This is a genomic window from Campylobacter aviculae, assembly GCF_005406215.1.
GTDB lineage: Bacteria > Campylobacterota > Campylobacteria > Campylobacterales > Campylobacteraceae > Campylobacter_D > Campylobacter_D aviculae.
Window position 1 is genome coordinate 48,112 of record NZ_NXMA01000009.1, and the last position, 14,913, is coordinate 63,024.

Genomic DNA, 14,913 nt, shown 5'->3' on the forward strand with positions numbered 1-14,913 from the left:
AAAGGCTATTTAATTTAATAGATTCTTTCTAAATTTGGAAAATGTAAATTAATCATTTCTTCTATTTTATGTTTTTCTTCAATTAAGATTTTTTTATTTTTTTCTTTAAAGTTTTTATTTGAATAAAAAATAGGATAAGATATGCTTATAGCGGCAATTATTTTATTTTTATGTTCTATATTTATAGCCATACATTCAATTTGGGGATTCATTTCTCCACTTTCTAAAGCAACTTTTTCTTTTTTAATTTGTTTAATTTGCTTATAAAGTTCATCGATATTTTTTAGAGTATTTGAGGTGATTTTTTCAAAATTTTTAGGATAAAGTATTTGCAATTCTTCCTTTGTCTTATTAGACAGTAAAGCTTTGCCTAAAGAAGTTGCATAAGCAGGATATGAGGTTCCTACAAAAGATTTTAATTGTATTTGATCGTTAGCATCTATTTTTTCCAAATAAAGCACATTGCTTTTTCTTAAAACACCTAGTTGGCAAGTTTGATTTGTTAAATCTCTAATATTTTTCATATGTTTTCTAATAAGTTCAATAACATTATTCTCGCCTTTTAAATTATAACTTAATTCTAAAATTTTAAAATCTAAACAGTAGCTTTTATTACTTAAATTGCATTTTATGTATTTTTTTTCCTGTAAGGTTTGTAAAATAGGCGAGATAGTACCTACAGGGATATTTAATTTTTTGGCTATAAGAGTTAAAGTAAGTTCTTCTTTTGAATTCGCAAGCAATTCTAAAATTTTTATAACTCTAAGAGTAGGTTGATGCATAAAATTATCCTTTTAACAATTACATTTTGTTTATAAATTTTACCACATTTTTTACTTTTGGTAACATAAGACATTTTTTGATTTATTTCTTATTTTGTATTTTATGGAAAAAAGCCTATTGAAGAGATAAATATAAAATAATTATGTTTTTAGCCCTTGATTTTTTTAAATAATTTTGCTACATTTTTTGTATATAAATAAATTTTTGTATATACAAAATAAAGGAGATGAAAATGGGAATTTTAAAAGGGACATTACCGGCTTTGCTTACACCTTATTCTAATGACAGAATGATTAATGAAAAAGAATTTATTCGTTATTGTGAATTTGGGATTGAAAATGGTTTAGATGGATTATTTTGCAATGGTAGTGCAGGTGACTCTCAAGCTTTAAGCATTGAGTCGCAAGTTCGATTAATGAAACTTAGCAAGGATGCTTCTAAGGGCAGGGTGCCTATTATCACAGGTATCACTTCAAGTGTTTATAAAAATACCATTGTTTTATCAGAGGAAGCCTATAAATTAGGGCTTGATGCACTTTTGCTTGCTATGCCTTATTATTATAAATTTGATGAAGAGACTCTTTTGGAATACATTAAAGATTTAGCTTTAAAAGTCAAACTTCCTTTGTATATTTATAATATTCCGCTTTTTGCACCTGCTTTAAGCTTGAATTTTATAGAAAAAATTTCAAAACTTAACAATATAGCAGGTATTAAAGATAGCAGTGGAGATGCTTTGCTTTTAAATCATATTTTGGATATGGTGCCTCAAAATTTCGATGTTTTTGTAGGAAGAGAAGAAATTTATGCAGAAGCTTTATTTTTAGGAGCTAAAGGTTCTATGACAAGCATAGGAGGTATTTTTCCAGAACTTATGAGTGCAATTTATCAAGCAATGAATGACAAAAAATATGAAAGAGCACTGTTGATACAAAAGAGTCTTTTAAAGGTCATAAGATTTGGGATGAGTATCTCTTTTCCTATGGGATTTGCTTTATTGTTAAAGGCTAGAGGATTTGAATTTGCAAATGCAACCATACACCCTTTATCATCTTTAACCAAAGAAAAATTAGATATATGTTTTGATAAAGCTAAAGAATTGATTAAAACTTTGGAAAAAGAAACAGGTATAAGGCTATAAAAGGTTTGATATGAAAATAAAAAGTTTTCTTGAAAAAACACCAGGTGGAATGATGCTTATACCCATGCTTATTGGTGCTATTATTCATACTTTTTGGCCAGATATTTTAGCTTATTTTGGTCCTTTTACCAATGCTTTAGGAACTGGATCTACGGTAATTATAGCAGTTTGGTTTGTCGGTATTGGAGCGAGTATAAAATTAAAAGCTACTCCAAAAGTACTTAAAAAATCTGGAGTTTTATTGGCAACTAAAATGTTTGCAGCGTATATAGCCTGTATGATTGTTCAAAGATTAATCCCGCAAGGTATGATCACTGAAGGTTTATTTATAGGTTTTAGTGCTTTAGCTGTTGTGGCAGCTATGGATATGACTAATGCAGGATTATATACGGCTTTAACCAAACAATATGGAACAACAGAAGAAGCTGGGGCAAGTTTGCTTTTGATGATAGAAAGTGGCCCTTTATTTACTATGGTAATTTTAGGTACAACAGGACTTGCTAGCTTTCCTATACAAAATTTTATAGGCTTGGTTTTACCATTTTTATTGGGGTTTATTTTAGGAAATTTGGATGAAGATTTTAGAGTATTTTTGACTAAATTAAATGAGCCTATGATCATATTTTTAGGCTTTTCTTTAGGAAGTACCATTAACCTTCATTCCATTTATGAAGCTGGAATAGCTGGGATTATTTTAGCTTTTTCTGTCATTATTTTTACGGGTTTTTTTCTGATTTTATCAGACATATTTTTAGCTAAAGGAAATGGAACAGCCGGAATTGCCGCATCTAGTATAGCAGGTGCAGCAGCAGCGACTCCTATGCTTATAGCACAACTTTATCCCGAACTTAAAGAACAAGCAAAATACGCAACAGTGCTTGTGAGCACTTGTGTAGTAATCACTGCTTTTATAGTGCCAATTTTAACTTCATATTATGCTAAATGGGCCAAAACACATATAAGGAGATAAATTTATGAAAAGCTTTATTATAGTGAGTGAAAAAGATAATGTAGCCACTGCTTTATGCGATTTAAAAAAAGGGGAAAAAGTGGCAAATGTGGTACTTAATAATGATATTGCTAGTGGTCATAAATTCGCACTTAAAGATATTAAAACTGATGAAGCGATAATCAAATACGCAGAAATCATAGCCAGTGCAAATTGTGATATTAAGGCCGGAGAATGGGTGCATACTCATAATATCTCTGGCATTAGAGGACGTGGTGATAAGGAGTAAAGAATGAAAATTATGGGTTATAGAAGAGAGGATGGAAAATTAGGTTTGAGAAATAAAGTTATTGTCATACCTAGTGTGCATTGTGCTAATAAAGTATGTGAAAATATAGCCAGAAATTGCGAAAGAGTTGTTTATATCAATCATCAACACGGTTGCTCTCAACTTGAATTTGATGCTTTGCAAACTAGAGATGTTTTAATAGGCCATGGCACAAATGCTAATGTTTTTGGAGTTTTAATTGTAGGGCTTGGTTGTGAGGTGATACAAGCTAAAGCGGTGGCTGAAAAAATTAAACAAACAACGCCTTATAAAAAGGTTGAATATCTAGTGATACAAGAATGTGGCGGTAGTAAAAATACGATAGAAAAAGGTGTAAAAATAGTTAAAGATATGCTTAAAGCCGCCTCTAATTTACAAAAAAGCGAAGGTGATTTTAGTGATTTAATTTTAGGAACAGAATGTGGAGGAAGTGATAGCTACAGCGGGCTTAGTGCCAATCCTGCTTTAGGTAGCTTGAGTGATTTTGTTATTGATCAAGGTGGTGCTGTAATTTTAGCTGAGACAACGGAGCTTATAGGATGCGAAGCCATACTTGCAAAAAGAGCAAAAAATGATGAGGTGGCAAAAAAAGTATATGAGAAAATCTTAGGCTATGAAGATTTGGTTAAGTCCTTTCATGCTGATATTCGTGGAGCAAACCCAAGTCCAGGAAATATGGCAGGTGGACTTAGCACCATAGAAGAAAAATCTTTAGGTTGCGTTTATAAGGCTGGAACTCGAACTTTAATGGATGTGATTGATTATGCAAAACCTGTGGTTTCTAAGGGACTTACTTTTATGAACACGCCTGGCAATGACATTGAGCAATTAAGTGCTATGGTAGCTGGAGGAGCAAATATTTGTGTATTTACTACAGGTCGTGGAACCCCTACGGGATCCGCTATTACTCCTACCATTAAAATGAGTTCAAATACTTTTTGTTATAACAATATGAATGATGCTATTGATATTAATGCTGGAGGTATTATAGATGGTGAAAAAACAAAAGAAGAGGTGCGAGATGAATTGATAAATTTGATTGTAAGAATTTCGAATGGAGAACTAGTGAAAGCAGAAATTAATGAACAAAATGATTTTTCTGTTTGGAGACTTGCTACAACTTGCTAAGGATATGAGATGAAATATTTAAAGTCAGCAGAACTGGAATTAGTTTGCAAGAAAATTTCTTGGCGTATTTTGCCTTTGATTGTGTTAATGTTTTGTCTTTCTATGCTTGATAGAACAAATATTGGTTTTGTAAAAACTCATATAGAAATAGATGCGGGTATTAGTGAGGCTGCTTATGCTTTGGGTGCGGGGATATTTTTTATAGGTTATGCTTTATTTGAAGTGCCTTCAAATTTACTCTTGCACAAATTAGGGGCTAAGATTTGGCTAAGCCGTATAATGATTACTTGGGGTCTTGTAACTATGGCTATGATTTTTATACAAGGAGAAACAAGTTTTTATATATTAAGATTTTTATTAGGTTTAAGTGAAGCGGGTTTTAGTCCAGGTATTATTTTATATCTTAGTTATTTTTTTCCAGCTATATATCGTTCTAAAGCTTATGGAATTTATCAAATGGGTGTGCCTATAGCTTTTATTTTCGGCTCTTTAATTAGTGGTTTTATACTTGATTATGCACCAGATATTTATTTTAAAAATTGGCAATGGATGTTTTTGATAGAGGGTAGTATCACTGTTTTGGTAGGAATTTTTTGTTTGTTTTATCTTGATTCTCATCCAAAAGATGCAAAGTGGCTAGATTTGAAAGAAAAAAATATTTTATTAAAATATATTGAAAATTCTAACTCCAAAGCAAAAGATTATTCTGTAAAAGACATCTTTAAAAGTTTTTTGGTGTGGAAATTTGTTTTTGTTTATTTTTGTATCCAATTGAGTGTTTATGGTGTTCTTTTTTATCTGCCGAATAAAATCGCTCAGATATTGGAAATAAATGTAGGTTTTGAGGTGGGAATTTTAAATGCTATTCCTTGGATTTTTGTTTTTGTTGCTTTACCGACTTTTACTTCATTAGCTGATAAGAATCGTTCTTGGAATTTATATGCGATTTTATTTTTATTGTTAGCAAGTTTAAGCATGATAGCTTCAACCTTTACCGAAAATTTAATACCTTTTTTATTTTTTATCAGTCTTGCTGCTATAGGTTTTATTGTAATTCAGCCTATATTTTGGAATTTACCAACTCAAGTTTTAAGAGGTAAAGGCGCAGCAGCAGCTGTTGCTCTTATAGGTTCTTTGGGAAATTTGGGAGGTTTTGTCGCACCTAACTTAAAAACATACATAGAAAGTCATTTTGGAGTTCAATTTGGACTTATAGCATTAGCATTAATAGCTGTTTTAGGTGTGTTGGTATTGGCACATTTAAAAAATACTTTAAATTTAGACAAAGGAGAAGAAAATGGATTTAAAAATTAAAAATAAAGTTTGCATCATAACAGGGGGTGCTAAAGGCATTGGTTATGCAATTGCTAAATTATGGGCACAAGAGGGTGGAATTCCTATAGTTTTTTCAAGATCTATGCCAAAAGAGCATGATGAGGAATTAAAAAATTTATGTAAAAGTTATGAATTTTTCGAGATTGATTTAAAAAATTATGATCAAATTGAAGAGCTTGTAAAAAAGGTTGCTGCAAAATATAATGGAATTTACGCTCTTGTAAATAATGCAGGAGCAAATGATAATTTACATATCGAAAATACGAGTGTTCAAGATTTAATCAAATCTTATGAAAACAATCTTTTTCACTATTATGCAATGACTAAAGAGTGTTTGCCTTATATTAAAAAAGAGCAAGGAAATATTTTAAATATAGTGAGTAAAACGGGTATTACAGGTCAAGGTAGAACCAGCGCTTATGCATCAGCTAAGGCTGCACAAATTGGATTTACTAGAGAATGGGCTTGTGCCTTTGCTAAGGATAATGTTAGAGTAAATGCTATTGCTCCTGCTGAAGTGATGACTCCTCTTTATGAAAAATGGTTACAAAATTTTCCTAATCCCGAAGAGCAATATAAAAAAATTGCAAAGGCTATTCCCTTAGGACACCGTTTCACTACTGTAGAAGAAATTGCAAATACAGCTGTTTTTACTTTAAGCCCTTTAGCTTCACATACTACAGGACAAATTTTAATTCCAGATGGAGGTTATGTTCACTTAGACAGAGCATTAAATTGGGACGAGTGTCAATAGATAAGGATATCAAATGACTGATTCAAAAAATATTAAAATCGCAATCATCTTAGTTACTTCACTTTTCTTTTTATGGGGTGTAAGTTATGGACTTATAGATGTGATGAATAAAAATTTTCAAAATCACCTTCATGTAACGCAGCATGAAAGCGGGTTTTTGCAATTGGCTTATTTTGGAGCGTATTTTATTATCGCTTTACCTGCAGGCTATATAGCCAATAAATATTCTTACAAGGTAGGAATTATGTTTGGTTTGGCATTATATGCTATAGGATCTTTGATGATTATACCTGCGACTAATTTAGCTTCTTTCCATTTGTTTTTATTTGCATTTTTTATCTTAGCTTGCGGTATAGGATCTTTAGAAGCTAGTGCAAATCCCTATATGGTAAAACTTGGAGATGAAAAAAATGCAAGTTTTAGAATCAATGCTGCTCAAAGTTTTAATGGTTTTGGACAATTTTTAGGACCTATTATAGGTGGAGCTTTATTTTTATCTATCACTAAGCAAGGACAAAGTGCCAGCAAAGAACAAATTGAAGCTGCATTAGTGGAAAATATGGGAAATGTTCAGCTTGTGTATGTTGGAATTGCTGCTATTGTGATTTTAATCTTAATCGCTTTTGCTTTAAATAAAATTCCTGAAGGTTCGGCTGTAAATAGTGATTATAAACAAAAAGATTATTCTAAATCTATAGAGGTTTTTAAACATAGACATTTTAATTTAGGGCTTTTAGCACAATTTTTATATATAGCAAATCAAGTTGCCGCTGGAGCATTTTTTATCAATTATGTAGTTGAACATAATGAAAATTTAAAGGATGAGCAAGGTGCTTATTATTTTTCTATAGCCTTAGTGGCATTTATGGTAGGACGCATCGTCTCTACACCTTTAATGAAAAAAATTAAAGGAGAAAATATTTTAGGTATATATTCTTTAATAAATACCATTTTATGTATAGGACTTTATTTTGTCCATGGTTTTTTAAGTATAGTTTTACTTATAGCCGTATTTTTTTTCATGTCTATTTCTTTTCCAACGATTTTTGCTATAGCGACAAAAAATTTACCTTTTAATCAAGTAAAATTAGGCGGATCTTTGCTTGTAATGAGTGTAGTTGGAGGAGCGATTATGCCTAGCATTGTAGGTTTAATTAATGATCATTATAATACAAGTATGGGATATTTGGCAATGGCGCCTTTATTTTTATATGTTGCTTGGTACGGATTTTTTGGTTCCAAAATAAAGGTTTAAAATGCAAAAGATTTTTGATACTCATTTACATCTTTGGAATTTGCAAGAATGTCCTATTTCTTGGGTTAATTCATACAAAGAATTGAATCAAAATTTTGATTTTAATCAAGCAATAAAAGAATATAAAGATTTTGAGTTTCTCGGTGCTATGTATGTTGAGACAAATAGTGATAATAAGGATAAAGAAGCTTTATTTGCTTTAAAATTAAAAAAGCTTTATGGGTTAAAACTTTGCTTAGCAGATTTGAAACATAAAGAAGAAATTTGTGCTTTTAGAGAGGTTATGCACACGAGTTTTAAAGGTGCCAAAAGATTATTTGAAACTGATTTTAAGGAGCTTGTAAAAATTTTAGAAAAGGCACAAATAGTTTTTGAAGCTTGTTTAAAAAATAGCGAATTAATATTTTTAGAGAAATTTTTAAGAGACAATTCAAATTTAAAGGTAGTTTTAGATCATATGGGGAGTCCTGATATTAATTGTTTTGATGGTTATAAAAAAGATTTACAAAGATTAAAAAAATTTTCAAATTTCTATATCAAGCTTTCATCGCCAGATCATTTTTCGATGCAAACTTCTCAAGAATTTATTTTTGAGCTTTTCTCATTTTTGAAAGAAAATTTTAGTGAAGATAGATTTTTATTTGGCAGCAACTACCCAGTATCAAAATTAAGTCCAAATAAATGGGCAAATTTGATTTTAAAAAGTGAAGTTTTTGAAAATTTAGATGCAATTTTTTATCAAAATGCTTTAAAAATTTATAAAGGAGGTTAAATGCAAAGGTATGGTCAAATCATAAAAATTAAAAAGGAGAAAATTCAAGAATATAAAGATCTCCATAAAAATCCTTACAAAGGAGTTTGTGAAATGATTAAGGAGTGTAATATACAAAATTATTCCATTTATCTTTTTGGGGAATATTTGTTTGCATATTTTGAGTATATAGGAGCTGATTTTGAAGCGGATATGGCTAAAATGGCAAGGGATGAAAATACACAAAAATGGTGGAAAGTAACAGATCCTTGCCAAATATCTTTAGGCTATGCGGGACAAAAATGGCTTAACATGGAAGAAGTGTTTCATTTGGATTAAAAAGGAGAGATAATGACAACTTATTATAATTTTATTAATGGGGAATTTATTCCTCATGAGGGTGAATTTTTTGAAGTTTTAAATCCAGCAACTAAAGAAGTAATTTCAAAAGTTGCTAGTGCAAGTTTAGAAGATACTCAAAGAGCGATTGAAGCAGCTAAAAAAGCTCAAAAGTCTTGGGAGGCGAAACCAGCTATACAAAGAGCAAATCATTTAAAAGAATTAGCGAATTTGATACGAAAAAATGCCGATTTTTTAACTCATATCTTAATGCAAGAACAGGGAAAAACTAAAGATTTAGCTAGTGTAGAAATTCATTTCACAGCTGATTATATAGATTATACAGCTGAATGGGCTAGAAGATATGAAGGTGAAATCATACAAAGCGATAGAGCTAATGAACATATATATCTGTACAAAAGTGCTATTGGGGTTGTTGGTGGAATTTTGCCTTGGAATTTCCCATTTTTTCTAATAGCGAGAAAAATGGCTCCAGCCTTATTAACGGGAAATACTATTGTTATAAAACCAAGCAGTGAAACTCCAAACAATGCTTTTGAATTTGCAAAGCTTGTTTCACAAAGTTCTTTACCTAAAGGAGTGTTTAATTTGGTGGCTGGAAAGGGTAGTATAGTAGGACACGAATTATCAAGCAATAAAGATATAGGTATGGTAAGTCTTACAGGAAGCGTTGAGGCTGGAGTTAGGGTTATGGAAGCGGCGGCAAAAAATATTATAAAAGTTTCTTTAGAGCTTGGAGGAAAAGCACCTGCTATAGTATGCAAGGATGCAGATATTGATTTGGCTGTAGAGGCAATAAAAGCAAGTAGAATTTGTAACAATGGTCAAGTTTGCAATTGTGCTGAAAGAGCCTATATCCATAAAGATGTATATGATGAATTTGTAGATAAATTTGTAAAAGCTATGAGTAAGGTGAGTGTAGGAAATACACTCAAAGGAAATTTTGATATGGGTCCACTTGTCAATCAAGCGGGCGTGGATAATGCATTAGAAATGCTTGAACTGCAAAAGCTAAAGGTGCCACCTTAGAGTGTGGTGGAAAAATAACTGATACAAGTGGATATTATTTTCCAGCTACTGTACTTACAAATGTTAAGCACGAGGATGAGATTATGCAAAAAGAAATTTTTGCTCCTATTTTACCTATTGCAAAATTTGACACATTAGATGAAGCAATTGATATGGCAAATGATTGTGAATATGGGCTTACAAGTTCTATTTATACCCAAAATTTAGATATAGCAATGAGGGCAAGCAGAGAAATTAAATTCGGAGAAACTTATATCAATCGTGAAAATTTTGAAGCAATGCAGGGTTTTCATGCAGGATTTAGAAAAAGTGGAATAGGAGGGGCTGATGGCAAACACGGTCTTGAAGAGTATTTAGCTACTCATGTGGTTTATTTACAATATAATACAAGAAAGCAATGATTTGTTAACCCTAATCAATATTAGGGTTTTTATCATTTTTTTGTTTTAGTTTTTGTTATACTTTTGGTTATTTTGGTAATTTCGTAACATTTTTTTCAATATAATTTATAATCAGCATTATGTTTATTGTATATAAATTGATTTTATATTAGAATGATTTATATGATAAGTTAGATTTTTAAATTTAAGGATTTTGATTTATGAAGGTTCTGGTTTTTGGTGAAATTTTATATGATGTTTATGGTGATAAATATTCTATAGGAGGAGGTCCATTCAATTTTGCTATTTGGCTTTCTAGAATGATAGGAAAAAAAGAAGCCCTAACTATGATCAGCGCTTTAGGAAATGATGAATTAGGCTTGAAGGCTTTGGAATTTGCTAAAAAAGAGCAAATAAATACAAGCTGTATAGAACTTTCTTCCAAGTTTCCTACAAGTAAAGCCTTGGTATTTTTAAATGAAGATAAAATTCCTGATTATATAATTGAAGAAGGAATAGCCTGGGATAATATCATATTTAATGAACAAATTTCTAAGTCTTTGGACTTTGATTATGATATTTTCTACTTTAATCTTTTAGCTCAAAGATTTGACGCTAGTGCCAATACTTTAAAAAAAATTATGGATAAAGTTAAGGCAAAATTTAAAGTTTTTGATATGACTTTAAGAAAGAATTATTTCACAAAAGAAAAACTTTCAGATGCTCTTAATTTTATAAATGTTTTAAAGGTTAACGAAGAAGAACTTGAACTTGTTAAAAAGCTTTTTTATCCTGATTTTAAATCAGATATAAAACAAATTTTGACACTTATTCAAAAGGATTTTAATATACCTTATATTTTCTTAACTTTGGGAGAAAAAGGATCTTGCTTGCAAAGTCTTAATGGATTTTTCACTAAAGATGCAAGAAAAGATATTAAAATTGTAGATACAGTAGGAGCGGGAGATTCTTTTTGCGCAGCTTTGAGTTATGCTTTAGTTAAAAATTTAAAAGAGGAGGAAATTTTAAGCTTTGCTACAGAAATAGCCGAAAACGTCATACAACTTCAAGGTGGAACAACTTTTTTTGATTTTTATCATATTCAAAAAAAGTATTTTTAAAGGTTTGTTTATATTATTGAAAAATGGAATTTTAATATAAGCTAAAAGGATACAAAATGACTGATCCAAAAAAATATTAAAATTACAATTATTTTAGCAACTTCACTTTTCTTTGAATTATGGGGTGTAAGTTATGGGCTTATAAATGTGATAAATAAAAATTTTCAAAATCACTTTCATAAAACTCAAAGTCAGAGTGGATATTTACAATCAGGTTATATAGCAAATAGGTATTCTTATAAAATTGGAATTATTTTTTGGCTTAGCATTATACGCCATAGGAGCTTTGCTTATTATACCCGCTACAAATCAATCTTCTTTTAATTTATTTTTATTTGCATTTTTTATCTTAGCTTGCGGTATAGGATCTTTAGAAGCTAGTGCAAATCCTTATATGGTAAAACTTGGTGATGAAAAAAATGCAAGTTTTAGAATCAATGTTGCTCAAATAATGGATTGGGTACTTTTTAGGACCTATTATAGGTGGAGCTTTATTTTTATCTATCACTAAACAAGAGCAAGGTGCTAGTAAAGAATAAATTGAAGCTGCTTTAACTGCAAATATGGGAAATATTCAGTTTGTGTATGTTGGAATTACTGCTATTGTGATTTTAATCTTAATTCTAATGATAATTATGATACAATGGGATATTTGGCAATGGCACCTTTATTTTTTATGTTTCTTGGTATGGATTTTTTGGTTCTAGAATTGGGATGTAAAAAAGAGCAAATTATTAACAAGCGAAAGAGTTAGAGAATCTGATCAAGAGCTAAGTTTTATAATGATTACTCTGTATCATCCCAAGCAATGTCTTATCTATGCTTCTATTTGAATACCAAAACTATCTAGTTTATATATAGCATATGAAACATCTCCTTCTATTTTCAAAGATTGAGATAAGGGATAGTATCTTGTAGTAAATACATCACTACCATCATTTACAAATATTTCAACAGAAGAAGTATCTACAAATATTCTAAGATTATTTATTGTATTAAGTTCCACACTTCTTTTAGTGCGTCCACATCCTATAGTTTTTCCTATATCTCCTATAAACTCTAGTATAAACTTATTGTTTTGGTGCTTAATAAACAATCCTTCAGATATAATAATCTGCAAATCTTTAGAATCTTTTACATCAATTAAAACTTCATATGAGTTTATATTATTATTTTTTATATCTTCTACAGATAAAGTATTCTTTCTTAATTTTTCTAAACTCTTATGAGGAGTTTGATATACTTTATTATTTTTAAAAGATAGAGTACGTGCTATGGTTAGGCAATGTTGCCAAGTTTTAGTATTGTTTGCATACTCTTCATCTATATCAGGCAGTCCCATCCAGCCTATCATAACCCTATTATTATTTTCATCTATAAATGTTTGCGGAGCATAAAAGTCAAAACCTTTATCTAGTATAAAAAATTCATTTACTGTAATATCATTTTTTAAATTGTCTTCAGGAATAATAAAATATCCATTTAAATATATATTTTCATACAAAGACTCTACCCTTTTTACTCCTTGAGGGCAAGTCATTAATATGTATTGACCATCTATTTTAAATAAGTCAGGGCATTCCCACATGTAAGCAAAATCTTCTTTAGAGTTTATCATGCTTAAATATTTCCAATGCACCTTATCTTCAGAAGTAAATATGATAGCAGCACCTTTATTATTTGGCTTAGTATTTCTTCTTACACCTTGAATCATATAATACACATCCCCTTCTTTCCACACTTTAGGATCTCTTATATGATTAGTTATGCCATCAGGATAATCTTTCATTTCCATTATACATTTTTTATTATCAAAGTTGATACCATCATCTGAAATGATTAAAACAGTATTAGACTCTCTACCTTCATTAATATAATCATAATCCCCTCTTGATTCAATATTTCCAGTATAATATATATACATTTTATCATCTTCTATAAATGTACTACCTGAATACACACCATGGCAATCATATTTCTCATCAGGATATACAGATACGCCTACATATCGATAGTTTATTAAGTCTTTAGTTTTATAATGCCCCCAAAATTTAAGCCCACCATTTACCTCAAAAGGAGAATATTGAAAGAATATATTATATTCATTTTTATAATAACAAAGTCCATTAGGATCATTAAGCCAACCAATAGGAGGCATTAAATGATAATTTAATCTATATTTGTCATTCTTCACATTTGACAAAGACTCTTTTTCTAATTTTTTTATTGCTTTTTTTAAAGTTTTGCCCAAAACACTCATCATGCTAAACCTTTCTTAATTTTTTGTCTCAACCATATATTCTTTGGGAGCACCAAAGAACCAAGTAGTTAAAAATGATAATATAATAGTAATAACATAAGCTTACAATTTATTTGCCATCATGAATGTATAATAAGTTCCGTGTATGCTAGTAATCCTATTTTCAGTAGCTTATAAACCAAATATTCTAGCTAAGAGTCCATCAATTTCAGCAGCAAACCGCAAACTATAGGTTTGATTCTTAGTCTTATATCTTGTTCTATAAAGATAAAAAAACAGGACCTATAACTATTAAAGATAACAAAAGCATTATAAGTAGAGTTAAGAGTTATATTGGCAACATTTGGTATATTTTTTTTAATTTTATTTTACGCCTATTGCAGGCATTATAGGCACAAATGCATAAAAATATGTATAGATGTTTGAAACTTTTTTGTGTTATCATCGGAATTAGTAGCACTATTTATCTAATATAAATATCTCCATCCATATTTAAATTTATAGTACTTACACTATGATAATGATAATATTTTAAAGTAATATACAATTTAGTATAGAAATCAAATTTGGGGAAATTTATATCAATTGTGAAAATCTTGAAGCAATGCAGGGTTTTCATGCAGGATTTTAGAAAAATGGAATAGGAGGGGTTGATGGCAAACATAGTCTTGAAGAGTATTTAGCTACTCATGTAGTTTATTTATAATATAACACAGAAAAACAATAATTTATTTTTTGCCTTAATCTAATTGTATATTTTTGGATTAAGGTTTTTTGAAATTGAAAAATTTTGATTTATAGCTACAACTTTATTTTATTTGACACTAAAACAGAGAAAATACCTTAGTAAATAAAATAAAAGATAATTTTAATAAAAACTAAGCAAATTTTAGATACTATTCAAGGTTTATTACATTATTTAAAGAAAGGAATTATTGTGCCAACCATAAATCAATTGGTTAGAAAAGAGCGTAAAAAAGTTTTAGAAAAATCTAAATCTCCAGCGCTTAAAAATTGCCCACAAAGAAGGGGAGTTTGCACTAGGGTTTATACAACAACTCCTAAAAAACCAAACTCAGCGTTAAGAAAAGTTGCCAAAGTAAGACTTACTAGTGGCTTTGAAGTGATTAGCTATATCGGCGGTGAAGGTCATAATCTTCAAGAACACAGCATTGTTTTAGTGCGTGGTGGTAGGGTTAAGGACTTACCAGGTGTGAAATATCACATTGTACGCGGTGCGCTTGATACAGCAGGTGTTGCAAAAAGAACAGTTTCTCGTTCTAAATATGGTGCTAAGCGTCCTAAAGCAGGTGCTGCTAAGTAAATTTAAAGACAGACA

At 30.2% G+C, this 14,913-nt stretch carries 13 protein-coding genes and 3 pseudogenes; 14 read left to right on the top strand and 2 right to left on the bottom strand.

Features of this window, described 5'->3' with window-relative positions:
* Positions 1-14: 14 nt before the first annotated feature.
* The gene (locus CQA76_RS05895) at positions 15-782 is read right to left on the bottom strand and encodes an IclR family transcriptional regulator (protein ID WP_137622503.1); all 768 of its coding nucleotides are present in this window, start codon (positions 780-782) and stop codon (positions 15-17) included.
* 233 nt (positions 783-1,015) lie between these two features.
* Here CQA76_RS05895 and CQA76_RS05900 point away from each other — a divergent pair, with 233 nt between their 5' ends.
* The 12 genes and pseudogenes from CQA76_RS05900 to CQA76_RS05955 all read left to right on the top strand — a co-directional run.
* On the top strand, positions 1,016-1,924 hold the full coding sequence (locus CQA76_RS05900) for a dihydrodipicolinate synthase family protein (protein ID WP_137622504.1): 909 nt from the start codon (positions 1,016-1,018) through the stop codon (positions 1,922-1,924).
* Between the two features lie 10 nt (positions 1,925-1,934).
* A complete protein-coding gene (locus CQA76_RS05905) occupies positions 1,935-2,894 on the top strand; it encodes a 2-keto-3-deoxygluconate permease (RefSeq protein ID WP_137622505.1) in 960 nt (319 codons plus the stop codon).
* Between the two features lie 4 nt (positions 2,895-2,898).
* Positions 2,899-3,162, top strand: a complete 264-nt coding sequence (locus CQA76_RS05910) for a UxaA family hydrolase (RefSeq protein ID WP_137622506.1) — start codon at positions 2,899-2,901, stop codon at positions 3,160-3,162.
* 3 nt (positions 3,163-3,165) lie between these two features.
* Positions 3,166-4,329, top strand: coding sequence for a UxaA family hydrolase (locus CQA76_RS05915; protein ID WP_137622507.1), 1,164 nt, complete (start codon positions 3,166-3,168; stop codon positions 4,327-4,329).
* Positions 4,330-4,338: 9 nt separating this feature from the next.
* Positions 4,339-5,643 carry an MFS transporter gene (locus tag CQA76_RS05920; protein ID WP_137622508.1) on the top strand — a complete coding sequence of 435 codons (1,305 nt, stop codon included), beginning with the start codon at positions 4,339-4,341 and terminating at the stop codon, positions 5,641-5,643.
* Complete coding sequence (locus tag CQA76_RS05925) at positions 5,627-6,418, top strand: SDR family oxidoreductase (RefSeq protein ID WP_137622509.1); 792 nt, start codon at positions 5,627-5,629, stop codon at positions 6,416-6,418. The genes CQA76_RS05920 and CQA76_RS05925 overlap by 17 nt, the downstream gene beginning before the upstream one ends.
* A 13-nt stretch (positions 6,419-6,431) precedes the next feature.
* Positions 6,432-7,673 carry an L-fucose:H+ symporter permease gene (gene fucP, locus CQA76_RS05930; protein ID WP_137622510.1) on the top strand — a complete coding sequence of 414 codons (1,242 nt, stop codon included), beginning with the start codon at positions 6,432-6,434 and terminating at the stop codon, positions 7,671-7,673.
* Between the two features lies 1 nt (position 7,674).
* Positions 7,675-8,445, top strand: a complete 771-nt coding sequence (locus tag CQA76_RS05935; protein ID WP_137622511.1) for an amidohydrolase family protein — start codon at positions 7,675-7,677, stop codon at positions 8,443-8,445.
* A complete protein-coding gene (locus CQA76_RS05940) occupies positions 8,446-8,763 on the top strand; it encodes an L-rhamnose mutarotase (protein ID WP_137622512.1) in 318 nt (105 codons plus the stop codon). It begins immediately after the preceding gene.
* 12 nt (positions 8,764-8,775) lie between these two features.
* A pseudogene (gene aldA, locus CQA76_RS05945) lies at positions 8,776-10,214 on the top strand (aldehyde dehydrogenase).
* Between the two features lie 200 nt (positions 10,215-10,414).
* Entirely contained in the window at positions 10,415-11,314 is a 900-nt protein-coding gene (locus CQA76_RS05950) for a carbohydrate kinase family protein (RefSeq protein ID WP_137622513.1), read from the top strand.
* 60 nt (positions 11,315-11,374) lie between these two features.
* Positions 11,375-11,946 (top strand): annotated as a pseudogene (locus tag CQA76_RS05955) (MFS transporter); the annotation flags it as partial.
* A gap of 185 nt (positions 11,947-12,131) precedes the next feature.
* Here CQA76_RS05955 and CQA76_RS05960 read toward each other — a convergent pair.
* The gene (locus tag CQA76_RS05960; RefSeq protein WP_137622514.1) at positions 12,132-13,574 is read right to left on the bottom strand and encodes a glycoside hydrolase family 32 protein; all 1,443 of its coding nucleotides are present in this window, start codon (positions 13,572-13,574) and stop codon (positions 12,132-12,134) included.
* A 550-nt stretch (positions 13,575-14,124) separates the two neighbouring features.
* Between CQA76_RS05960 and CQA76_RS09040 the strand changes: the two are divergent.
* Both CQA76_RS09040 and rpsL read left to right on the top strand, forming a co-directional pair.
* A pseudogene (locus tag CQA76_RS09040) lies at positions 14,125-14,280 on the top strand (aldehyde dehydrogenase); the annotation flags it as partial.
* A gap of 231 nt (positions 14,281-14,511) precedes the next feature.
* Entirely contained in the window at positions 14,512-14,898 is a 387-nt protein-coding gene (rpsL, locus tag CQA76_RS05965) for a 30S ribosomal protein S12 (RefSeq protein ID WP_002782934.1), read from the top strand.
* Positions 14,899-14,913: the final 15 nt, after the last annotated feature.

What these genes read in the sequence shown, in the direction of transcription:
- CQA76_RS05895 (WP_137622503.1), bottom strand. Translation starts at nt 782, where the DNA reads ATGCATCAACCTACTCTTAGAGTTATAAAAATTTTAGAATTGCTTGCG.
- CQA76_RS05900 (WP_137622504.1), top strand. Translation starts at nt 1,016, where the DNA reads ATGGGAATTTTAAAAGGGACATTACCGGCTTTGCTTACACCTTATTCT.
- CQA76_RS05905 (WP_137622505.1), top strand. Translation starts at nt 1,935, where the DNA reads ATGAAAATAAAAAGTTTTCTTGAAAAAACACCAGGTGGAATGATGCTT.
- CQA76_RS05910 (WP_137622506.1), top strand. Translation starts at nt 2,899, where the DNA reads ATGAAAAGCTTTATTATAGTGAGTGAAAAAGATAATGTAGCCACTGCT.
- CQA76_RS05915 (WP_137622507.1), top strand. Translation starts at nt 3,166, where the DNA reads ATGAAAATTATGGGTTATAGAAGAGAGGATGGAAAATTAGGTTTGAGA.
- CQA76_RS05920 (WP_137622508.1), top strand. Translation starts at nt 4,339, where the DNA reads ATGAAATATTTAAAGTCAGCAGAACTGGAATTAGTTTGCAAGAAAATT.
- CQA76_RS05925 (WP_137622509.1), top strand. Translation starts at nt 5,627, where the DNA reads ATGGATTTAAAAATTAAAAATAAAGTTTGCATCATAACAGGGGGTGCT.
- fucP (WP_137622510.1), top strand. Translation starts at nt 6,432, where the DNA reads ATGACTGATTCAAAAAATATTAAAATCGCAATCATCTTAGTTACTTCA.
- CQA76_RS05935 (WP_137622511.1), top strand. Translation starts at nt 7,675, where the DNA reads ATGCAAAAGATTTTTGATACTCATTTACATCTTTGGAATTTGCAAGAA.
- CQA76_RS05940 (WP_137622512.1), top strand. Translation starts at nt 8,446, where the DNA reads ATGCAAAGGTATGGTCAAATCATAAAAATTAAAAAGGAGAAAATTCAA.
- CQA76_RS05950 (WP_137622513.1), top strand. Translation starts at nt 10,415, where the DNA reads ATGAAGGTTCTGGTTTTTGGTGAAATTTTATATGATGTTTATGGTGAT.
- CQA76_RS05960 (WP_137622514.1), bottom strand. Translation starts at nt 13,574, where the DNA reads ATGAGTGTTTTGGGCAAAACTTTAAAAAAAGCAATAAAAAAATTAGAA.